Source organism: Bradyrhizobium sp. PRIMUS42 (assembly GCF_023006515.1).
In the GTDB taxonomy this organism is placed as follows: Bacteria; Pseudomonadota; Alphaproteobacteria; order Rhizobiales; family Xanthobacteraceae; genus Bradyrhizobium.
This window is the reverse complement of the sequence record NZ_JALBGZ010000006.1, coordinates 1-20061: the sequence shown is the minus strand read 5'-3', so window position 1 is coordinate 20061 and position 20061 is coordinate 1. Positions and strand designations below refer to the sequence as shown.

Sequence of the window (20061 nt, the reverse complement as noted above, 5' to 3'; positions counted from 1 at the left end):
AATGTTGCGGCCTTTGCATCCCGCGCTGCAGAAAGGGCGGCCGAAATAAACGATGAAAATCCAATCGTTGCTACAGCCACGAGCACTACGCCGAAAATCAGGCTACGCATCTAACCCTCCTTCAGGGGCGGCAATCGTTCTCAGTATGGGATCGCATTGTTTCAACACCGCTTCGTGCGCGACCAAAATGGCTTCGTGTGGAGGAAGCGGTCGGATGAAACGGAGCGTGAGATTTACGGATCGCTCAATCTGAACAAGCTCGCGACGCGGAGCTCAGCGTTTGCGCATTGCAACAAGACGGGTGCCAGACACGCCGCGGCTGGAGCTAGCCATTTCTCGGACTTCGGCGCGTCTTGGGAAGTCATCGCCGCCATTGGGGGTGAGCTTCGAATGCGTTCGGTAGCCGAGGAATAGTGGTCGGAAAATTCACGGCGTCGAGCTGATCGGGCTACGCCAGCCGATTGCACTGGCCCAGTTCAAGCCTGCCCTGGCGATGAACGCCGACATCCTCGCTCGCTATGCCGCCAACCGATTGCGCGTGGTCCGGCAGGCCCGCTACTCTTTGGCGAGCGAGAATTGCATCGATCTGGTGCTGTTCCTCAACGGGCTTCCGGTCGCGACTGCTGAACTGAAGACGGACTTCACCCAGAGCATCGACGACGCCATCGACCAGTATAGGTTCGACCGCAACCCGCGACCGAAGGGCCAAGGCGTCGAGCCGCTGCTGAACTTCCTCAGCGGTGCCCTGGTCCATTTCGCCGTCAGCAACAGCGAAGTCCACATGACGACGCAGCTTGCCGGTCCAGCAACCGCCTTTCTGCCCTTCAACAAGGGCGATCATGGGGCGAAGGGCAACCCGCCCAATCTGGCTGGCCACCGCACCAGCTACCTGTGGGAGGAGGTATGGCAACGGGATAGCTGGCTGGAGATCATTGGCCGCTATCTCGTCACCCGGCGGGACGACAAGAAGAAGATCGCCAGCATCACGTTCCCGCGTTACCACCAGCTTGACGCGACGCGAAAGCTACAGACCAAGGTTCTGGAGGAGGGGGCGGGCGGCAAATTCCTCATCCAGCACTCGGCCGGTTCCGGCAAGACCAACTCCATCGCTTGGTCTGCACACTTCCTTGCCGATCTCCACGACGCGAAGAACGAGAAGCTGTTCTCCACCGTCATCGTCATTTCCGACCGCAACGTGATCGATGCCCAGCTTCAGGACGCGCTGTTCGACTTCCAGCGCACCACCGGAGTGGTCGCCACGATCAAGTCCGAAGGGGCGAGCAAGAGCGGGCAGCTTGCGGAGGCATTGGCGGCGGGCAAAAAGATCATCGTCTGCACCATCCAGACCTTTCCCTTCGCCCTGGAGGAAGTCCGCAGGCTTGCGGCCACCGAGGGCAAGCGGTTCGCCGTGATCGCCGACGAGGCGCACTCATCGCAGACCGGCGAAGCCGCCGCGAAACTCAAGCAGGTGCTATCACCCGAGGAGCTGGCCGAGCTGGGAGACGGTGGCGAAGTCAGCACCGAGGATATGCTGGCCGCTCAGATGGCGGCTCGCGCCAACGACAAGGGCATCACCTACGTCGCCTTCACCGCTACCCCGAAGGCCAAGACGCTGCAACTGTTCGGGCGTCCTCCAAAGCCCGATCAGCCGGTTGGTGACGACAACCTCCCGGCGCCGTTTCATGTCTACTCGATGCGCCAGGCCATCGAGGAAGGCTTCATCCTCGACGTGCTGAAGAACTACACACCTTACCGCCTGGCCTTCCGCCTCGCCAACAATGGGAAGGAATGGGACGACAAGGAGGTCGAGCGCGATGCGGCGCTGAAGGGGATAATGCGCTGGGTGCGGCTCCACCCCTACAACATCAGCCAGAAAGTTCAGATCGTCGTCGAGCACTTCCGTGAGACCGTCGCGCCGCTGCTGGAAGGCCGCGCGAAGGCCATGGTGGTGCTTGGGAGTCGCCTTGAGGCAGTGCGCTGGCAGCTCGCCATCGAGAAATACATCAAGTCTCGTGGCTACAAGATCGGGACGCTGGTTGCCTTCTCCGGGGAGGTGGATGACAGCCAGTCCGGCTCCGATCCTTTCACCGAGACCAGCAAGGTGCTCAACCCCGGCCTGAACGGGCGCGACATCCGCGACGCCTTCAAAGGCGACGAGTTCCAGATCCTCCTGGTCGCGAACAAGTTTCAGACCGGGTTCGACCAACCCCTGCTCTGCGGCATGTATGTGGATCGGCGTCTGGCAGGCATCCAGGCAGTGCAGACGCTGTCGCAGCTCAACCGTGCTTACCCCGGCAAGGACACGACCTACGTGCTGGACTTCGTAAACAGCTCGGAAGAGGTGCTCGCAGCCTTCAAGACCTACTACTAAAGCGCCGAACTTGAAGGTGTGACTGATCCGAACCTGATCTACGACCTGCGGGCTAAGCTGGATGCGTCAGGGCACTACGACGAATTCGAGGTAGATCGCGTCGCGGCGGTCGAGATGAACTCTAAGGCCAAGCAGGGTGACCTGATCGCCGCCCTTGAGCCGGTGGTGGACCGGCTCCTGAAACGGTTCAAGCAGGCGCAGGAGAGGCTAAGGGCAGCACAAGCGACGAACGATGCCAAGGCTATGGTCGGCGGCTCGCCGCAACAAAGGCAGGGTGCCGGGTGGTTCGGCTTTCGCCCGAAATCGACGATCTCATTTCCATTGCTCGGCTGGAAAAGCGCATCCGCGAACTGCTATGGCATCACGACAAGCCCGATAACATTTCGGCTGCGCGCACACTGGTTCGAGAACAGTCGCGGTTGCAGCTTGCCTACGAAAGGCGCCATGGCAAGCCGGCAGACACGAGGCGCATGCCATGATTGGTCCAACTCCCGAAGAGCGCCGTGCGATCGAAGCCAGGGTGTCGCCCCAGCGGCGAGCCGAGATCGAAGGCCTCGTCAAATCGCTGGCACCGGTGATCGGCGATTTCGTGCTGGCAGCAATCACGCCGCTGAAAGACCGGATCAAGGCACTCGAGTCGCGTCCCACACTGCAAATGCCGAGTTGTGCCGCCATCGCGATCTTGCGCTCACCGCATACGCGCGCCTTCTGCTTGCGCGCGGTGCAGACATTGATGGAGAAGAGTTTCGCGCGGACTTGTCGAAATACGCCGGCGAGCTGGAGGCGTGGCGGAGCAAGGCTATGGAGGGCTTGCGGCAATTTGTCGAGGCGATGATGGAGCGGCCGTCCGCGACGTTGCATTAACTGGGCGATCCTGGCTCTTAACGCGAGCTCGTAGCGGCGTTAGTCTGCTGTTCTGGGAAAAGCGGAAGTCGCGATTGCGTAGTTCGACTTCCGAATCTGACCCATTTGAGACATCCGCCGTCGGTAGAGGCGAACCGTCTGGATAATTGCGAGGGAGCTTTCGCGCCTTTCAAATGGCTGACGTGCAGCCTCAACTTCCCAAAGATGCTTGGGGTGCGACGATCTGCATCGAGCGCCAGGCCCTGCACCTGGTATCCTGACGCGTCCCCTCTCATTACCTCCGAGGCCCCCAAATGAGGCGGCGGGAGTTCATTGCGCGTTTCATGGTCGCGGCAACTCTCTTGCCTTGTGCGGCTTACGCAGAGGGCCGCGCCTTACCATTAATTGGCTATCTTGGCTTCGACTCGGCCGAGAAAAGTAAGGATTTGCTGATCGCCTTCCGCGATGCTCTCCGCACAAAGGGCTTTGTTGAAGGCCAGAACGTCGTAATCGAATATCGTTTCGCTGATGGCAAATATGATCGCTTCCCAGAATTGATTGCAAGTCTCATTCAGGCTCGCGTTCAATTGATTGTCGCCGCAACTGGTACCAACGGCGTCATGGCGACCACGGCCGCGACGAAGACAATTCCAATCGTGTTTGCAATTGCCATGGACCCGGTGCACCTCGGCGTGGTTTCCAGTTTGAACAGGCCGGGAGGTAACGCGACTGGCGTGAGCATGTACACTCCGCAACTCACCGCCAAGCGACTTGAATTGTTGACTGAGGTGACGCCTGGAGGCGGTACAATCGCCATGCTTGTAAACCCGACGAATCCTAACGCGAATTTTGTAGTGTCGGATGCTGAAGTTGCGGCCAAGTCGCTCGGCCGAGAACTTCACGTGTTGAAGGCGAGCACGGACGAGCAAATTGCTGCTGCCTTCGACGAAGTCAGAAACCGAAGGTATGCAGCGCTTCTTGTCAGTCCAGATGCATTTTACATTGCACGCCGCGAACAACTCGCCGCGTTGTGCGAGCAGTATCGTATACCCGCAACTTATGAATGGTCATTTTTTGTCAAATCTGGCGGACTGATGAGTTATTCGCCTCGCATTACCGATGTTCAGCGTCAGCTTGCCAACTATACAGCGAAGATTTTGACCGGCGCTCTACCCGCTGACCTTCCCGTGGAGCAGCCAACCGTATTCGAGTTGGCGATCAATCTCAAAGCTGCAAAGAATATCGGCCTTACTATCCCGCCTAATCTCCTGGCGCTGGCCGACGAGGTGATCGAATAGACCCCTTCTGCTGCGCTGCACGAGACCGGAAGTGGCCCATCGCTACCGTTGGGGCGGTGCCGCTACATGTCGGCTCAGAGCGGTAGACCGGAAGTTTGCAGCGGAGTGCTAGACTGACGCTTTTGACCCGAAGCTGCCGTTGTAACAAGTGGCTCAAGGAGCGGCCGTCAGCTTGAGTTTAAATAAGATTCTCGGCGCCTTCTCGCATCTTTCATGGCAGCCTGTGTGCTCAATGGAAACCCATTGGCGGTCTATATTGCGTGCGGAGGGCGCCTCGTCGAGTACGCCATCCGCACCCGCAATAGGTCTCTTAGGAAGAGACGAGGCTTAAGCCTTCAGGTCCGTGATCCGCATGATTGCGACCACGTTCCCATCGTTGAACGCCTGCTCTTTTGTGTCCTTGTTGCAGGTCCAGACAAAGTTCTTCTTGGCCGTAAAGGTCTTTCCATCCTGCTCGAGCCGCATCTCACCTTCAGTGATATGGCAGATCATGGCATTCTCCATCGGGGGACCCATAGTCTTCGATCCCGGCTGCATAATGACATCGCGCATTGAGACGGTCTTAAAACTGGGGATCATGGATGGTGTCTCGCCATCGTAAGCGCGCACCACGACGCCTGGCCACGGCGTCGCATCCTTGTAGCCCGTGGTTTGAGCAGTGGCGGGCTTCATCATAGCCACCGAAGCCGCTGCCAACCCGATTCCCAATGCTGACCTTCGATCGATCTTGTTCATCGCTTTTCTCCAGAGGTTACGCGACAGCAGCCGCAGAAGCGGCGTGCGCATTTCGTGGAATGTGAGTGGTGGTGCGAAACCAAAAAAGGGTCGGTCTCTTCAGAGCGCGCGCCTGCCGATGGCATCCAATGCTGCTTGTCCGCCCCGAACGAAGATTTCGGCACGTCCCGCTTCAAGGGCAACTACATTCATGCGCGACTTAACGGCCTGAGAAACAGGTAGTTCCGCCCGGAAGATCCGATTGCCATCCCGTCCGAGGCGATGACTGCGGCTCCCAGGAATGTCGGGAGTTGGCCCATCCCGTCGGTTGGCGCAGTGCAGCGGCAGGTCTGGAACCGGGAGTAGAGCCGAAGTCATCGCCCCCTGTGCAGATCGGCCGTTGAGGTCGGCTGTTAGTGCAGTAGTCGGGCGATCTCTTACCGACGCTTTACGGCGGCGTGGGCTGGCGATGCTGATCTTTCAGCAGCGCGGGAAGCGAGCGCGAGCAAGCTCTGCTGGTCATAGCTCGCGCTCCATCGCTGGACGCTTGCGGTTCTTCACTTTGATCCAATAGCGACAGCGACCGTCCTCATAAGGACGGTCCCGCCGCTTGGACACCAGTCCCTCAAGCCCGATGTTGCAGGCCGCTCGAAACAGATCAGGCCCAAGCTCACCGCGTTCGAAGGGATTGACGAAGACACCTTCAGGCCGCCGCGCCAGCAGAGCGCTCCAAGTTCACCTTCCGCATCGACAAGGGCAGCATGCGGAGGTCATCACCGCCTTCGGCGAGAATATCAAACGCGCAGAACTGCACTTCGTGATCATGTTTGCGCGAGTGCAGCGCGTTGAAATCTGAGATGCCATCGACGCCCAGCACGACCGCTTCGCCGTCGAGCACGAAGTGCTTCTGGCGGACCTTACGAGCGGCTTCTACGATCCAAGGATAACGGCTGGCCCAATTGTAGCCTCCGCGCGTGATCAAGCGCACGCGGGCGCCGTCGCGCTCCAGACGGAGGCGGTAACCGTCGTATTTTACTTCGTGAAGCCAATCGGCGCCGTCCGGGACCGTGGTGCCCCTGGTCGGCAGGCAAAACTCAAATGAACGCATGCGGAAAAAATAGGTATTCCCGACCGTTTTGGCAGGTCGGCAGACCCGTAGATCGCATCTACGGGAAAATTTGTAGCGCTCTGAGCGGTAGTTATCCGGACTCCCCCCGGCACACCGATACCTTTAAGTAGACAGCGCCGGGGCTGGCATTTCATCCCGAACAAGATTGTAACCGGCAAGGGGTCGCTGTGAGGCGGCCCCTTTCGGTTTTGGTGTCTCGCGCAGATTAAGCTTGAGCAGCCGCACTTACGGACCGCTCCGAACTTCGGGCGGATTTCGCACTGCACAATTGGTTCCCATGGTCCTCCCTTGAGGCTTGGCTCCGAGGGCAAGATGGCGATCTATCTGCATCTACAGACCCACGGCATGGCGCCGAAAGAGGTTGCCTGCATCACCAAAGCATACGAGCAAACGTTGCATGCCCTCTCTGTCAAGGATCGCGACGACCCGCTAACGGAACTGATTGCGAAAACGATCATCAAAATCGCGCAGACCGGCATCAAAGACGCTTCCCACATTTCGGCTCTGGCGATCAGGGAACTCGAAATGCGCTAAGGCGCCCCCCGTGGGAAACCGAAACATTTCCGAGCCTCCGGGAGTTTGGTTCTCGGCTCGGGGCTTCGCAATCACGCGAGGCGCGCTATGACCCATTTACCGGCGGGCGACGCAGTTCTCACTGTCGCCATCATGGGCATCACCTTCCTCATTGAAGTGGCTTTTTTCGCCTGGATAGGGGTGTTCTGAATGCGCCGCCCCGGATGATTGATCGAGCAACGGCAGCACCGGCTTAAACGGCGTTTCGGATGGTAAGGGCGGGTGACAAGGTTGTAAGCCGCCCGTTAAGCCTTCCGATTGAACGGGAGGAGTAGCGCGAGGTATCTCTCTCTGACGGCTACTTCTTCAACAGTATCCCTAGTTCGCGCCATTCGCCTCACTGATCCTGCGTGACGGCCCAGCTCTGCTGCTATCTTCGATACGCCAGCGCGTGCCCGAGCGAGCCTGACCAATCGTCGGACTTCCTGCTCGTCCCATTGTTTTGGCTTCGGTGTTTTCGGTGCGGCGCTCAAGACCTGCCGACCCAAGTTGCCCACACTTGGGAAATTTACGGGTGGGTGCCTGCCACCAGGAGGCTCAGCCGGTGCGGCGGCTTTGGCGCGCGCGAGATGGGGGCGCGGCGTCCAAGTTCATCGCGCGAACTCTAATGGGATCGGTCTGGTGTCGTTGGCGCAGGAGGTCCGGTGTCAAGGGTAGATCGGACCTGCCGTATGCGAGCACCGGACCGCCGCTTTTGACCCGAAGCGGACTAAGCCGCCGATGTGCGAACTGCCTTGGTGAGGCGTCGCGCATCCAGCGCGGCGGCCGATTTATCCATAGACATAGAAGAAGCGCTGCGCTTCAATCGCCTTGCGGGCTAAAGCACTACTGGCAATTCCGGCGAGAGTGCCGATAGCCACCTCATAATATCCAAAGAGGAGGACAGTGAAATGCGCAGAGCACTGATGTTGGGCGCTGGCATTGCGCTCGCTTTATCAGCTTCCGCCTATTTCGCATTTGCGGAAGATGCGCCTAAAGACAACCAAGGATACACGACCCCGAAGACCGTCGTGATCGACCTCAGTAACGAAATTCCAAGCATGGCGGGTTGGCAACTGCGGTTGCGTGTTCTGAACATCGCGCCGGGCGGGCACATCGGACTACACAGCCACAAGGACCGGCCGGCCGTGGTCTATTTCCATCAAGGGACCGATGTCATCACAAACGAAGATGGCACTTCGAAAACATTCCACTCCGGCGACACCACCGCTGAAGGCGTCAACACAGTGCATTGGCACAAGAACGCCGGCAATGATGCTGTGGTGATTTACACTGCCGATCTGGTCAAAGCACCGGCGAAGTAAGCTGCAAGCCCACAACCGCAGCCGCTGCGCGGACTGCGAGCGCGAAGCAAGCCTCACGTTCAGTTCACCTGCCTCTGTTCTTTTCAGTGTCGCAATATATCGAACGCGGCTCAAGTCGTCGCCACTCTGTTGCCGCACCGCCCTACAAAGGCTTGATCTGCACCTTGCGGAACTTGATCGCTCCCGCGCCGTGTTGCAAGGCAATCGAGCCTTCATCGAACATTCCGTTCCGGAGTTCGGCCGTCTTCTTTCCGTTGAGCACGACCGTGATGTCGCGTCCCTTCGCTGTGATCTCGAACGTATTCCAATTGCCGCCGGCTTTCGGCATCGGATTGATCTCGATGTAACGTGTGATCGCGCCGGTGCCGTAACTTGGATCGGGCCGCTGGTCAAAGATATTTGCTTCGTAGCAGGTACGGTCGGTGATCTTCTTGGCATCGAGGCAGCGGAAATAAATGCCGCTGTTTGCATCATCGCTGGGCCAGAATTCGATGCGCAGCACGAAGTCCTTGTACGGCTTCTTGCTGACGAGATAACCGGCCTCTTTGTCTTCCATCTTGTCGGCAATCACCGTGCCGTCCGCCAGATGCCAATTGGATTTCCCGACCTGATCCCATTGTTCGAGGTCTTTGCCATCGAACAGCGTGATCCAGCCGGCTTCCTCACCTTTAGCCTGCGGCAGCGACTGACTCACGGTGAAACCCAAGGCGACGAGTGCAAGAGCGAATTGCAAAGAACGGAGTAACGTCTTTGGCATGATTGACTTCTCCTGGTCGGTCCGCCGATTGTCCTTCCGGTCGGTAGTCTTGATGATAGGGCCTTGCGTAAATTCTGGCTAGGCTCCTCGCTCACGCATTCAACGAAGATACGGGGGGCATCAATGGACTAAGGCTCCCTATGCTGAAGTTGGCGATGCGCAGGAGTCGCTCGCTGCCTTCGATGAGGTGCCCTCTTGGGGCGACGAGGCGCTGAAGCTGTGCGACCGCAGCATGCTCGTCGTGGACGCACTGCGCTGCCGATCGCGACGTAACGAATAAAGCCGGTCTCCTAATGCCGTCTGTTGGCCCTTAGCAGAACCGCGTACGAGCCACTGCTATGTCTGTTCTCCAGCCGACAATCGGACGTGACCGTGCATGTCCGCATCCGGTTTACGCAACATGACATTCAGCGCGTAATCCGCCATTGGCCGTTGCACGACTTCGCCTCGTCCACGGCACGCACCCAAACGTGGCGCCGCTTAAGGAATTGGTTACTGGTCACTGTCACCATTTGCATATAGGTCGCCGTTGTGCGGCAGCGCATTCTGAAAACAGTCTATTACTTCAACACGCCCGGTTGGCGGTCTCTTGTAGGAGAGGCCCAATGTTTAAGGGCTTCACGGTGGCAGTTGTGGCGCTGATTAGTACAGCGCAGGTGGATCAATACCTAACCCACAGTCGGTACACCGACGCGGCTATGGCTATGCTGCGGCAAATCAGGCACGCGTTTGGATTTTGAAATGTCCCTCGGGGACGGATTTGAGGCGCATGATGGAAGGCATCTCATGGGCTGATCTCGACGCCAATGAGCAACGCGCTATTGCGGTATTGGGAGCCGGACTTTCTATCGAGCTGTGTGACGCTGTTGCTCTCGTGACCTTAAGGCGGCTCGGGCTGATCGTCGGGTCTCATCTGACCGCTGCTGCGCACGAGTTGCGGAGGCGCATTGTTCTAGAAGAACTCAGTAGGCGTGATTGCAAGCTTGAGAGTTATGAATGAGGCTCTGGGAAATGTTGAGAGCGATTGAACAGATCGTCGAAGGATACGTTTCGCTCAAGGACCAGAAGTCTCTCGACGAGCTTCGGATGCAGCGCCGGAAACTGATTTCAGACCTCAATGCGTGTACCGGCATCGACTGCACGAGCACTATCCAGCAGATTGAGGAAGACATCGTCGTCATCGAGACTGGACTGGCGCGGTTGGACGGCGCGACGGCGAGATAACCGGTCGCTCTGTGTTCACGTTCAACCTGTTGGCCCGTAGGTTGCGGAGGTAATAGCCTTGTCGCTCAACGGCTGACTTGATTTCCTCGCTGACCTTGAGAACTCTTTTTCTGCTCTTGCGCCATTTATGTGCAGAGCAAAGCACGGGGACGGCAGAGCCTGTGCTTAGAACGAGCAAGTCTCGCTTATCATTGCGATAGACATCAAACATTTTTGCCCCGCAGTTCGTATGAACTAAACAAGAAATATGTTTCGGTTGTCTCAATAGACCAGCTTAGTGTCTCGGATGTCGTCGCGGGTTGTAAATGTGCAACGTCCGGGATTTCTTCAACCTGTTCCGGATTAGGAACGAACTGGTGCAAGCTATGCGCGGATGCTCGAAATCCCCGTTGCGATCACTGCAAAAAGAATTCGCGCCCAAAGAGCTGACTGTGTTTGCGCCACCGGCCGGGGACGGCGAATTGATCTGCGCTCGGTGCATCGAAATCAAGCTCCGCCGAACCATCGCGAAGCTGCCGCTCGGCGATTACTGATGCCCCCAATGCAGCATTCTCGTGATGTCGGTTCCGGTTGCCGAAGTAGCGGTTGACCCCGCAATGCGGGATTTGATCGCCTAGTTTGGCTTCAACTCACTGGCCTTCCGCACGTGTAGTCCTACGATTTCAAGGGCCAGATCATCTTAATAGCGAGCGCCATCGCGATAAAGCAGACAACCCACAGAATTATCGGCCCGGACGCCTCTTCGAGCTTTAATCCCGGCAAGGTTATGATGATCTTACCAGACACCTGCCGGAACAACGTAACCATTACGAATGCGCCAGCGGCGGCTGCGGGCAACCCAACAATGGCAGCGTAGTGCTCCCGAAGAATTTGTATTTGCCAATCCGATCTGAAATTTGCAATCCAAACCGCGAAAGCAGCAAGAAAGCCAAGCGCAATGACAACAACCGCCGCCCAAAATGCGACTGTTTGATACCAGTCCATGTCTGCCATTTCAGCCCCACCGACGCCCCAGAGAATTCGACCAATATGCTCTATTCAAACGATGCTAGATCGACCGTTGTCGCAGCGGGGTAGTCAAAAGCAGGCTGCTCGATCATTTCGTTTGAACAAACTATCGGCTCTAGCGGTGAGTTGGAGAGCAACCGAATTCCGCCACAACCGCGTGAGCAAATACGCGGATGCACGAAATCCCCCGCTGCGATCACTGCGAAGACGAGTTCGCACCTGAAGAGCTAACAGTTCTTGCGCCACCGGCCGGGGACGGCGAGCTGATCTGCGCTCGGTGCATCGAAATCAAGCTCCGTCGAGCTGTCGCGAAGCTACCGCGTGGTGATAACTGATGCCATCCATGGAGACCTGATTAGCGCTGCTCACGGCCGCTGCATGAACTTCGCCCTATCCCAAGGCGCATGCCATCAAGACATCGCGCTCGTGCTTAGTCTGAATCAACAACATGCCTCTTACCGCGAAGCCGAGCAGCAACAGCCCGCGAAGTGATCGCGGAGCACAGCGCTAGCGCCTCGATGCCCATCAGGGCCGGACCAGTTCGAGCGGGAACACCGGATAGCCTCTGCCGGGCTCATACGACAGACCAAGAAAGGCATGGGTTATCATGGCGGTGTTGAAGCTAGCGCCTTTCAAGAAACGTTCGACGTTGACGCTATCCAAGAACATCTCATCGGTGTGAATGACCAGCACATACCGTTCGTAAGATCGGGTTAGCTTTGCCGAGTCTTTTGCTACCAGCAGTGCTTGAAGCGCGGCAATTAAATCATCGCGTTCCCAGATAAAATAAGCCTCAGGTCGCTCGGGGGTTTCGCCTCTCGAACGCTGTCTCACCGCTTTGATGGATCGCTCAAGTGTGGGGCGATGAACTAGCTCCGTAACCTCAACTCCAGAAAATGTGCCGTCTAACGTTGCTTCGCAATCGGGCGGGTCTTGGTCCAGCGACCTTAAACCCTCAACTTGAAACCCGGCCCCCTCAAGTATGTCGCGGGCAATGCCACTTTCAGCAATTGGCTTGTCGCGCCAAAACCAGAAGCAATTCCACTCGCGCCTATTGGCCAGAACCAACTGTTTGAAATCCTCATCGTCGTCCATTTGAAAATGATCCTTCGCGTCTCAGGACAGTCGGGGGTGTGTACACTGTACAACGGCGGAGCCCCGCGCGGCTGAGGTTCGTGGCTTGGCTATTCAGCGCGACCACGTAGTCTCGAACTCTTTGAACAGCTCCTTGCAGTCCCATCGGCTGTCTATATGAACTTGCCAAGTACCCCCACGCGGGCCAAGCATTTCTCGCATTTGGCCGTCGATTTCTTTAAGTGCCGATGACGAGCGTTGGATTCCAGTTGCGTAGATGCTGACATTGCCGCCTCTTGCGGGTAATGCGGCGCGCAACAATCTCATGTTCTGTTCATGAAAGTGACAGCCTAGAAAAACGATCCGCTCAGCGGCCGACACTTTGTCGGCCAGCTTTTGCAAGAGCTGCGCATCTGAGATTTCCTCGTTGAACGTAGTGATGTGATTCCAGAGGTGGACCAAATCGCGAGCCTCCGGTTTTCGGCCGAACGCAAAACCATGCCCCTTATCTTCCCACGGCAAGTCTGCGACCTTTCCGTATACATGGTTTATGTCGAGTCTCGCATTGATGATAGCGGCGGCGTCTTTTTCCGGCAGGTGGTAGGCGTGTTGCAGCCCTATAAGAAGGAAATGCTCAAGGGTCCTGTCGTAGTTGAACGAGATCACGTTGAGCTTGTCGAAGATGCTTTCAAGATTCTTGCTTCTAATGATGCCGGTTTCCAGAATTGACCAAAGTTGCTGAAACCACGATTGGCGAACTTTTGCCGGGTCGCGAAAAACAAGCCCGCGTGGCGAACGCGAATCGACGTACATGTCGCAACCGTTCTCGCTCTCAAGAATGACCTGCGCGATGGCAAGTTTGCCGCACTGCTGCACTAGCGGTTGGTCTTGATGACGATTCAGATAACCGTCGATCGACGAAGACCAGCCGACTAGTCCTTCAGCGATTTGTCGGCCAGCGTGATAGTAAGGGTTCGGATCGGCGCGGTGGTCAGCTTCTCTAGCGAGCAGTTTTATTGCCTCCGCCGTAAGATCATTGCCGCTCCTTTTGCGGTATCCGTCTTCGAAGCTGATGTTCACATACTCCGCGATCCGGCGGGCGAGCTTATCGCCCATGGGCATCTGAATATCGAAACCGGCGCCCGCGCCGATTATGAAGAGGGTCCTTCGTCCAAGCATCAGGGCCTCTGCTTTGGTGGTTTTGAAAAGTTGATTCGCGCGGGCCAAGGGTGACACAATGCAGAATAGCAACGCGAGGATCGGGACGCTTGTCCCGGTTATTCACAAGGCTTGATTACTTTCCGTGGTTTCGCAGTTGCGAGCCACGCCCCACGCCGAAGACGGATCTGAGAGGGACCGTATGACGTTCTGGCGACGACTATTTGGTCTTGAGCAGAGCGCCAGCCTTGTGCCTGGACGCGGTTGGATCGTGCCGGTAGTTGGCGAATCGAACTATCAAGGAGTGCTGGAGTCGCTCTATCGGGAGCACGGGGGGACGGAGCACGACGTCAAAGTGACCGCAGGGCTGGTGCCGGAGGATGGCAATGCGTTCGATTCGAACGCGGTGCGGGTTGAGATCGATTCGTGCTTTGTTGGTTATCTCCGGCGAGACATGGCTCTGCAATACCGGACGGCACTAGGCCAATTCGCCGGCCAATGCAGCGCCAAGATCGTCGGCGGCTTTGAGCAGGAGGACGGCACTTCGGCTTTCTTCGGCGTCAAGCTGAACCTTGCGTGGCCACCGCGCATCAAGTGACGGATGGGTTATTTCGGCCGCACCTCCGCGTCGCGCTGGCCGCACTCCAACACCCCACTGAAGTCTCTACTGAAGACACTCTTACGATCGAGGTCGGCCCCAGGGCGACGCTTCCGGTGTGCTTCCGGTGAGAATTTCCTGGGAAGCAAAAACTAAAGAAAACCTTAGTTTTACTGGCGCACCCGACACGATTCGAACGTGTGACCTTTGCCTTCGGAGGACAACGCTCACTCGATTCTGGTGGGCGGCCTTCAAAGATTGATTTGACCAAGTTAACCGAGCTCCAGGCTCGGGCGCCCGTTCCTTGGCCTAGAAGTGGCGTCAAGGACGGCACGCGGCTTTCAGGGGGCATCGGGGAACCCGTCGGCGGCAAGCCGCCAGCCTGCGGCGCCTTGCCGGACCGGCGACCGCCCGCCTGGGGCAGCTTTGGGTCTTGGGCTCTGTAACCTGGGTCGGGCTCGGGGACGCAGCCTTTTTAAGTTGTCAAACCTCTTATCGGCACCTCCAGACAGATGGCCGTACTGGGGGTGGATCCGGGGGTCACTTCAATTATATCGACAAAACTTCAATCAATTCAAATATATATGGCGGAGAGAGTGGGATTCGAACCCACGGTACGGTTTCCCGCACACACGCTTTCCAAGCGTGCGCCTTAAGCCACTCGGCCATCTCTCCGGAGCGCCTCTCTTGAAGGGGCGCCGATGATTTTGCAAGGGATCGAAGGGGAATCGGGTGAATTTTCCGCAACTTGTTGTATTTGCAAGATAATATCTGTCGTCATACATGTCATGGCCGGCCTGGCGGCTGAACCCGCGGCGGGTTTAGGACGACGATTCACACGAGAACGCCAACACGACCGGGGATGCCATGACGATCCGCAAGACCATCACCGTACTGGGCCTGATATCGGCCCTTGTCCCCGTCTTCGCCGTGCCGGCCCTGGCCCAGGTCTGCACGCGGCAGGGCGTCGATGTGAGCTGCAACGACGGGCGGCGCGGGGTGCTATCCGGCGATGCCATCATCTGGCCGGACGGCACGCGCTCGAGCTCGACACCGCATCCAAGCGTGATCATCGGCAACAAGAGCTCGGTGCATGTCGGGCCCGGCGTGTTCGTCGGCCAGGGCAAGGGGGTGGTGCCAATGGACGATCCCAACGCGCCGAACAAGCGGCAATGCGCGATCCTGGATGGCGTGTCGTATTGCTATTGAACTGCTATTGAAGCTCGTTATTTGCGGCTGGCCGTCATGCCCGGGCTTGTCCCTGCGCGGCCGAAGCCGCTTCGGCCGCGCAGGGGGACAAGCCCGGCCATGACGCAGGATCCTAAATCAACCGCACGCCTGATATCGCCGACCTCAGCCAGCGCAGTGCTTGCGGCGGCTGCGCTGCGAGCGGCGCTTCCACGGCCTTCTCGGTCCGGCATTTTTCCAGCTCTGCGACGAAGTCGGCCGACCATTGCTGGATGGTGTGGCCGCGCAGCTTCTTCATCATCGCATCCCAGCGCATCTTGCGCTCGGTGAGCGGCATTGCGGCCGCCACCGCGATCGCGCGCGCCATGCCGTCGATGTCGTGCGGATTGACCAGCAAGGCGGTATCGAGCTCGTTGGCCGCGCCCGCAAACTTCGACAGCACCAGCACGCCGGGATCGGCGGGATTCTGCGCGGCGACATATTCCTTGGCCACGAGGTTCATGCCGTCATGCAGCGGCGTCACCACGCCGACCTGCGCTGTCCGATAAAGGCCAGCGAGCACGGCCTGGCTGAAACCCTTGTTCAAATAGCGGATCGGGGTCCAGTCCACTTCGCCGTGGCGGCCGTTGACGTCGGTGACGAGACGCGCGACATCGTTCTGGAGATTGCCATAGGCCTCGATCGCGCCGCGCGATGGGTTGGCGATCTGAAGCAGCGAGATGCTGCGCGCAAACTGCGGCTGATCCGTCCAGAGCCGGTCGAATGCGCTGATGCGGTTGACGAGACCTTTCGAATAGTCGAGGCGGTCGACGCCGATCGCGAGCCGCTCGCCGTTGAGGCTGCGCCGCAGCCGCGACACATCCGGATGCGATGCCGATTTCGCGGCATAGGCTGCGAACTTCTCCGCATCGATCCCGATCGGGAATACCTCGCAGCGGGTGCGGCCATGCTGGGAGATCGCAACGCCGTCCTCGATGGTGAGGCCAAGCTCGCCGCCGACATAGCCGAGGAAGTTCTGGCAATCCTCATTGGTCTGGAAGCCGAGCAGATCGTAGGCCAGCATCGCCGTGATCAGCTCACGATGATTGGGCACGCCTTGCATTACCGCGGCGACGGGCCACGGCGTATGCAGAAAGAAGCCGATCGGATCGTTGACGCCGAGATCACGCAGTTCCGCACCGAGCGCGAGGAAGTGATAATCCTGCACCCAGAACGCGGTCTTGGTTTTTCGGAAGCGCATCAAGGCGCGCGCCATGAAGGCGTTGACCTCGCGATAGCTGACATAATCTTCGCGGGAGACGCGAATCAGATCGCTGCGCGAATGCAGTGCCGGCCACAGCGCCGAATTGGCGAAGCCTTCGTAATAGCCGCCGTAATGCGCCGCCGGCAGATCCAGCGTCGCAATCGCGCCCGTTCCCAGTGCTTCGATCTCGGCGAATGGCTCCTTCTGATGACCATCACGCACCCGGCCCGAAGATCCCACCCAGATCGCGCCCGAATGTTCCACCACCGGCAACAAGGCCGCCGCGAGGCCGCCCGTCATGGGCTCGTTAGGCTTGCCGCGCGCGACGCGATTCGAAACGACGACTAAGTTCACAGGTCGTCCCCTCCTGTTTCATTCCACCCCGTTTAACTGCCGTTCATCAATATGGTTCCTGATCATCGTTTCAACGAATTGAAACCAAAATCGGGCGCGCGCGTTGGAACTGGTTTCGCTTGTGGGAACCGGGAATTTCACTGCAAAGACAGCTTTTGCGGCGATGTTGCGCGGCACTCATTGCGGCCGCATGGGCGCCATCCCCAGAGCTTCATGTCGGCGGCGTGGCGCTGCCTTGGTTTCACCTTGGATCGAGCAGGCGGGCAAGGAACGCGCGGACGTCGCTCGGGGCGTCGAAATGGCCGTTCACGCCCATGGCACGGCGGCCGACCGAGAAGGCAAGCCCGTTCATGTCGGGCATGATCGCGAAGACGGTTTCATCGGTGACGTCGTCGCCGATGAAGATCGGACGCCGCCCCTTGAATGGCTCCCGCTTCATCAGTTCACGCACGCCGGTCGCCTTGGTGAATCCGGAATGCTTGATTTCGCAGACGAACTTGCCGGGCAGCACCTCGATGGGCGCATTGGGCAGGTCGGCGCGGATCACCGAGACGGATTCATAGATCGCTTTCTCCGCATGCGGCGCGAGGCGGTAATGCAGAGCGAGCGAATAACCCTTGTCCTCGAGCAGAATGCCCGGGCTGAGCTTGGCGATGGCCGCCAACCGCCGCTTCAACTCCTTGTCCAGCGGCGGCGCGTGCACGGCATCGGCCTCATTGTCGACCGACAGTCGCATCTCGGCACCGTGGCCGGCGACGGCGCGAAACACGTCGGGCGCGAAGATCAGGTCGATGTCGTTGAGCGAGCGGCCGCTGACCAGTGCCAGTGCGCCGGAGGTGCGCTCGGTCAGATGTTTCAACGTTTCCGATAGCCCCGGCGGCACCCACACCTCGCGCGGGGTCGGCATCAGGTCGAGCAGGGTGCCGTCGATGTCGAGCAGAATTGCGGTCTCGTTGAGATGCGGCACGAGCGCATGCGGCACCGGCACCGTTTCGGGCGTGTCGTCGTCGAATACGGTGGGCTGCTGGTCCAACGCCATTTCTGCAAGTTCCGATTTCATCAGTCTACTCCATAAAGGCGAGCGGCCGTGCGATTTGTTCGAGCGATTTGCGCTCCGCCGCAACGGCATAGCGCCACGCCACGATCGCGGCCGCGATCATCAGGGCTGCCCCCAGCAGATAGCCGGCGAACACGCTGGTGCGTGATCCCGTGTCGATCAGCGCGCCGAACAGCGCCGGCCCGATCACGCCGCCGATACCGGTGCCGACCGCATAGAACACCGCGATCGCCAGCGCGCGAACTTCGAGCGGAAAGGTCTCGCTGACGGTGAGATAGGCCGCGCTCGCGGCGGGCGAAGCAAAGAAGAAGATCACCATCCAGGCGACGGTCTGACCCTGCGCGGTGAGCACGCCGATGGAGAACAGATAGCCCGAGATCGCCAGCAGCAGGCCCGACATACCATAGGTGAACATGATCATGGCGCGGCGGCCGAGCGTATCGAACAGCCGGCCGAGCAGCAGCGGCCCGAGGAAATTGCCGGCAGCAAAGGGGAGCAGGTACCAGCCGACGTTTTCGGCACTGATGCCGTAGAAATCGGTCAGCACCAGCGCGAAGGTGAAGAAGATCGCGTTGTAGAAGAACGCCTGCGCGCTCATCAGAACGAGGCCGACCAGCGCGCGCTGCCGGTACATCGAGAACAGCGTGTGCACGACCTCGCGGATCGGCGTGTGGTCGCGCATCTTCAGCCGGATCTTGGGGAAGCGCCCCTCGTTCGTATGGTCGCGTCCGATCACGGAGCGCTCGATCTCGTCGACGATCGCATGAGCCTGATCGGGGCGACCATGGATCATCAGCCAGCGCGGACTTTCCGGAATCCACATTCGCATCAAGAGCACGACGAGACCGATGCTCGCGCCGATGAGATAAGCCAGACGCCAGCCGAGATCGGGCGCGATCACGGCGGGATCGAGCAGCACGATGGCCGCGACCGCACCCATCGCGGCGCCGATCCAGAAGCTGCCGTTGATGACGAGATCGGTCCAGCCGCGATAGCGCGCCGGCACCAGTTCCTGGATGGTCGAGTTGATCGCGGTGTATTCACCGCCGATGCCGGCACCGGTGAGAAAACGAAACAGCGCGTAGCTCGCCACGTTCCACGACAGAGCGGTCGCGGCCGTCGCCGAGAGGTAGAGCGCCAGCGTGATGAAGAACAGCTTCTTGCGGCCGATGCGGTCGGTGAGCCAGCCGAAGCCGAGCGCGCCGAGCACGGCACCGGCGAGATAGGCGGAATTGGCAATGCCGAGATCGAGGTTGGAGAAATGCAGCGACGAACTCTGCTTCAGCGCGCCCGAGAGCGCGCCGGCAAGCGTCACCTCGAGCCCGTCAAGGATCCAGGTGATGCCGAGCGCGAGCACGACGCGGGTGTGAAAGCCGCTCCAGGGCAGCGCGTCGAGGCGCGAGGGAATGCTGGTCTCGACGATGCGATCGGCGGCGGCCGCCGCGACCACAGGAGCATAGTTCGGCGCTGGGCTTTGCTGCAATGCCATCGGGTTGTTGTGTCTGATCAATGGACGTGCCCCCGGCTCACGTGTTGTGGACGGGGTCGATCCGATCATCGGGGTGCGGCATTCCGCCTGCCACCTGCGACAACGTCTGCGGCGAGACCAGGTTCCCACGGGCACGGCCCTTCCTGCCGCTGGTTTCCGATGGGCCGCAAGGAGTTGACGCATGGCTCATGTCAGAAAGACGACACAATCCCGCAAAACGGCCGCGCGCAAGAAGACCAGCGCGAGGCGCCCCACGACGGCGCGCAAGAGCACCAAGCGCGGCGCGCCGAAGCGCTGGTCGCAGCGCGTGACGAAGCAGAGCGACGCGCTCGACCTCAAGCAAGGCGTGTTCAAGCTGACCAGCGCGAAAAAGATCGCGGCCTCGCTGAAGCGCTCGGCCGAGCACAGTTCACGCCGCAAGACCGGTGCTTATCGCTCGGCGCTGTCGATGCTGACCTTCTACATCAACCGCGCCGGCAAGACGCTGCCGAAGACACAACGCGCGCGGCTGGAGAGGGCGAAGGTGGAGCTGAAGCGGGAGTTTGGAAGGGAGTGAGGCCAGGTGGCGCCGCTGTCGTCCCCGACAAGCGAAGCGCAGATCGGGCCCCCCGCGCGAGCGCTTGCGCTCGTCGCGATAGCCACCGGGAGAAGTTTGGCGACGACTCGGAGTTGCCGGCTT

At 59.2% G+C, this 20061-nt stretch carries 21 protein-coding genes and 1 tRNA gene; 11 read left to right on the top strand and 11 right to left on the bottom strand.

Translation table 11 applies throughout. The features are described from left to right. Positions 1-493 precede the first annotated feature (493 nt). The 3 genes from MOV75_RS01850 (at position 494) to MOV75_RS01840 (ending at position 4512) form a co-directional block, all read left to right on the top strand. Entirely contained in the window at positions 494-2371 is a 1878-nt protein-coding gene (locus MOV75_RS01850; protein ID WP_247004649.1) for a type I restriction endonuclease subunit R, read from the top strand. An 18-nt stretch (positions 2372-2389) separates the two neighbouring features. Next, positions 2390-3235: a hypothetical protein gene (locus MOV75_RS01845; RefSeq protein WP_247004647.1), complete on the top strand. Its 846-nt coding sequence runs from the start codon at positions 2390-2392 to the stop codon at positions 3233-3235. Between the two features lie 323 nt (positions 3236-3558). Then, a complete protein-coding gene (locus MOV75_RS01840) occupies positions 3559-4512 on the top strand; it encodes an ABC transporter substrate-binding protein (protein ID WP_247004645.1) in 954 nt (317 codons plus the stop codon). 327 nt (positions 4513-4839) lie between these two features. Here MOV75_RS01840 and MOV75_RS01835 read toward each other — a convergent pair whose 3' ends face one another. After that, positions 4840-5247 carry a hypothetical protein gene (locus MOV75_RS01835; RefSeq protein WP_247004643.1) on the bottom strand — a complete coding sequence of 136 codons (408 nt, stop codon included), beginning with the start codon at positions 5245-5247 and terminating at the stop codon, positions 4840-4842. A gap of 682 nt (positions 5248-5929) precedes the next feature. Beyond that, the gene (locus tag MOV75_RS01830) at positions 5930-6334 is read right to left on the bottom strand and encodes an RNA ligase family protein (protein WP_247004642.1); all 405 of its coding nucleotides are present in this window, start codon (positions 6332-6334) and stop codon (positions 5930-5932) included. 333 nt (positions 6335-6667) lie between these two features. On the opposite strand from MOV75_RS01830, the gene MOV75_RS01825 reads away from it, so the two are divergent. Together MOV75_RS01825 and MOV75_RS01820 are read left to right on the top strand one after the other, a co-directional pair. Then, positions 6668-6889 carry a hypothetical protein gene (locus MOV75_RS01825; RefSeq protein ID WP_247004640.1) on the top strand — a complete coding sequence of 74 codons (222 nt, stop codon included), beginning with the start codon at positions 6668-6670 and terminating at the stop codon, positions 6887-6889. A gap of 929 nt (positions 6890-7818) precedes the next feature. Beyond that, the gene (locus MOV75_RS01820; protein WP_247004638.1) at positions 7819-8232 is read left to right on the top strand and encodes a cupin domain-containing protein; all 414 of its coding nucleotides are present in this window, start codon (positions 7819-7821) and stop codon (positions 8230-8232) included. A 142-nt stretch (positions 8233-8374) separates the two neighbouring features. Here MOV75_RS01820 and MOV75_RS01815 read toward each other — a convergent pair whose 3' ends face one another. Then, the gene (locus MOV75_RS01815) at positions 8375-8989 is read right to left on the bottom strand and encodes a DUF1080 domain-containing protein (RefSeq protein ID WP_247004636.1); all 615 of its coding nucleotides are present in this window, start codon (positions 8987-8989) and stop codon (positions 8375-8377) included. A 769-nt stretch (positions 8990-9758) separates the two neighbouring features. Here MOV75_RS01815 and MOV75_RS01810 point away from each other — a divergent pair. Together MOV75_RS01810 and MOV75_RS01805 are read left to right on the top strand one after the other, a co-directional pair. Then, positions 9759-9989 carry a hypothetical protein gene (locus MOV75_RS01810; protein WP_247004634.1) on the top strand — a complete coding sequence of 77 codons (231 nt, stop codon included), beginning with the start codon at positions 9759-9761 and terminating at the stop codon, positions 9987-9989. An 11-nt stretch (positions 9990-10000) separates the two neighbouring features. Then, positions 10001-10213 (top strand): hypothetical protein, encoded by a 213-nt coding sequence (locus tag MOV75_RS01805; protein WP_247004713.1) that lies wholly within the window; start codon positions 10001-10003, stop codon positions 10211-10213. Here the strand turns inward: MOV75_RS01805 and MOV75_RS01800 are convergent. After that, a complete protein-coding gene (locus MOV75_RS01800) occupies positions 10167-10424 on the bottom strand; it encodes a hypothetical protein (protein ID WP_247004632.1) in 258 nt (85 codons plus the stop codon). The two genes, MOV75_RS01805 and MOV75_RS01800, sit on opposite strands and share 47 nt — an antisense overlap. Positions 10425-10518: 94 nt before the next feature. Here MOV75_RS01800 and MOV75_RS01795 point away from each other — a divergent pair, with 94 nt between their 5' ends. Continuing rightward, on the top strand, positions 10519-10746 hold the full coding sequence (locus MOV75_RS01795) for a hypothetical protein (RefSeq protein ID WP_247004630.1): 228 nt from the start codon (positions 10519-10521) through the stop codon (positions 10744-10746). Positions 10747-10867: 121 nt separating this feature from the next. Here MOV75_RS01795 and MOV75_RS01790 read toward each other — a convergent pair whose 3' ends face one another. The 3 genes from MOV75_RS01790 to MOV75_RS01780 all read right to left on the bottom strand — a co-directional run bounded on the left by MOV75_RS01790 (position 10868) and on the right by MOV75_RS01780 (position 13522). After that, entirely contained in the window at positions 10868-11206 is a 339-nt protein-coding gene (locus MOV75_RS01790; protein ID WP_247004629.1) for a hypothetical protein, read from the bottom strand. 540 nt (positions 11207-11746) lie between these two features. Continuing rightward, positions 11747-12316, bottom strand: coding sequence for a hypothetical protein (locus MOV75_RS01785; protein ID WP_247004627.1), 570 nt, complete (start codon positions 12314-12316; stop codon positions 11747-11749). A 93-nt stretch (positions 12317-12409) separates the two neighbouring features. After that, complete coding sequence (locus MOV75_RS01780; protein WP_247004625.1) at positions 12410-13522, bottom strand: hypothetical protein; 1113 nt, start codon at positions 13520-13522, stop codon at positions 12410-12412. 133 nt (positions 13523-13655) lie between these two features. Between MOV75_RS01780 and MOV75_RS01775 the strand changes: the two genes are divergently transcribed. Continuing rightward, positions 13656-14051, top strand: coding sequence for an HIRAN domain-containing protein (locus tag MOV75_RS01775; RefSeq protein WP_247004623.1), 396 nt, complete (start codon positions 13656-13658; stop codon positions 14049-14051). Between the two features lie 585 nt (positions 14052-14636). Here the strand turns inward: MOV75_RS01775 and MOV75_RS01770 are convergent. Next, positions 14637-14726, bottom strand: a tRNA-Ser gene (locus tag MOV75_RS01770). A 192-nt stretch (positions 14727-14918) separates the two neighbouring features. Between MOV75_RS01770 and MOV75_RS01765 the strand changes: the two genes are divergently transcribed. After that, positions 14919-15260, top strand: coding sequence for a hypothetical protein (locus MOV75_RS01765; protein ID WP_246920952.1), 342 nt, complete (start codon positions 14919-14921; stop codon positions 15258-15260). Between the two features lie 112 nt (positions 15261-15372). On the opposite strand, the gene MOV75_RS01760 is transcribed toward MOV75_RS01765, so the two are convergent. From MOV75_RS01760 to MOV75_RS01750, 3 genes are all read right to left on the bottom strand, one after another. Further along, positions 15373-16836, bottom strand: coding sequence for a trehalose-6-phosphate synthase (locus MOV75_RS01760; protein ID WP_246920950.1), 1464 nt, complete (start codon positions 16834-16836; stop codon positions 15373-15375). A gap of 241 nt (positions 16837-17077) precedes the next feature. Continuing rightward, on the bottom strand, positions 17078-17896 hold the full coding sequence (otsB, locus tag MOV75_RS01755; protein ID WP_246920964.1) for a trehalose-phosphatase: 819 nt from the start codon (positions 17894-17896) through the stop codon (positions 17078-17080). A gap of 4 nt (positions 17897-17900) precedes the next feature. Beyond that, complete coding sequence (locus tag MOV75_RS01750; RefSeq protein ID WP_246920962.1) at positions 17901-19382, bottom strand: MFS transporter; 1482 nt, start codon at positions 19380-19382, stop codon at positions 17901-17903. Between the two features lie 181 nt (positions 19383-19563). On the opposite strand from MOV75_RS01750, the gene MOV75_RS01745 reads away from it, so the two are divergent. Further along, complete coding sequence (locus MOV75_RS01745; RefSeq protein WP_246920948.1) at positions 19564-19938, top strand: DUF3175 domain-containing protein; 375 nt, start codon at positions 19564-19566, stop codon at positions 19936-19938. Positions 19939-20061 lie beyond the last annotated feature (123 nt).

What these genes read in the sequence shown, in the direction of transcription:
- MOV75_RS01765 (WP_246920952.1), top strand. Translation starts at nt 14,919, where the DNA reads ATGACGATCCGCAAGACCATCACCGTACTGGGCCTGATATCGGCCCTT.
- MOV75_RS01805 (WP_247004713.1), top strand. Translation starts at nt 10,001, where the DNA reads ATGTTGAGAGCGATTGAACAGATCGTCGAAGGATACGTTTCGCTCAAG.
- MOV75_RS01825 (WP_247004640.1), top strand. Translation starts at nt 6,668, where the DNA reads ATGGCGATCTATCTGCATCTACAGACCCACGGCATGGCGCCGAAAGAG.
- MOV75_RS01795 (WP_247004630.1), top strand. Translation starts at nt 10,519, where the DNA reads ATGTGCAACGTCCGGGATTTCTTCAACCTGTTCCGGATTAGGAACGAA.
- MOV75_RS01830 (WP_247004642.1), bottom strand. Translation starts at nt 6,334, where the DNA reads ATGCGTTCATTTGAGTTTTGCCTGCCGACCAGGGGCACCACGGTCCCG.
- MOV75_RS01775 (WP_247004623.1), top strand. Translation starts at nt 13,656, where the DNA reads ATGACGTTCTGGCGACGACTATTTGGTCTTGAGCAGAGCGCCAGCCTT.
- MOV75_RS01840 (WP_247004645.1), top strand. Translation starts at nt 3,559, where the DNA reads ATGGTCGCGGCAACTCTCTTGCCTTGTGCGGCTTACGCAGAGGGCCGC.
- MOV75_RS01745 (WP_246920948.1), top strand. Translation starts at nt 19,564, where the DNA reads ATGGCTCATGTCAGAAAGACGACACAATCCCGCAAAACGGCCGCGCGC.
- MOV75_RS01790 (WP_247004629.1), bottom strand. Translation starts at nt 11,206, where the DNA reads ATGGCAGACATGGACTGGTATCAAACAGTCGCATTTTGGGCGGCGGTT.
- MOV75_RS01800 (WP_247004632.1), bottom strand. Translation starts at nt 10,424, where the DNA reads ATGTTTGATGTCTATCGCAATGATAAGCGAGACTTGCTCGTTCTAAGC.
- MOV75_RS01810 (WP_247004634.1), top strand. Translation starts at nt 9,759, where the DNA reads ATGATGGAAGGCATCTCATGGGCTGATCTCGACGCCAATGAGCAACGC.
- MOV75_RS01850 (WP_247004649.1), top strand. Translation starts at nt 494, where the DNA reads ATGAACGCCGACATCCTCGCTCGCTATGCCGCCAACCGATTGCGCGTG.
- MOV75_RS01835 (WP_247004643.1), bottom strand. Translation starts at nt 5,247, where the DNA reads ATGAACAAGATCGATCGAAGGTCAGCATTGGGAATCGGGTTGGCAGCG.
- MOV75_RS01815 (WP_247004636.1), bottom strand. Translation starts at nt 8,989, where the DNA reads ATGCCAAAGACGTTACTCCGTTCTTTGCAATTCGCTCTTGCACTCGTC.
- MOV75_RS01820 (WP_247004638.1), top strand. Translation starts at nt 7,819, where the DNA reads ATGCGCAGAGCACTGATGTTGGGCGCTGGCATTGCGCTCGCTTTATCA.
- MOV75_RS01785 (WP_247004627.1), bottom strand. Translation starts at nt 12,316, where the DNA reads ATGGACGACGATGAGGATTTCAAACAGTTGGTTCTGGCCAATAGGCGC.
- MOV75_RS01750 (WP_246920962.1), bottom strand. Translation starts at nt 19,382, where the DNA reads ATGGCATTGCAGCAAAGCCCAGCGCCGAACTATGCTCCTGTGGTCGCG.
- otsB (WP_246920964.1), bottom strand. Translation starts at nt 17,896, where the DNA reads ATGAAATCGGAACTTGCAGAAATGGCGTTGGACCAGCAGCCCACCGTA.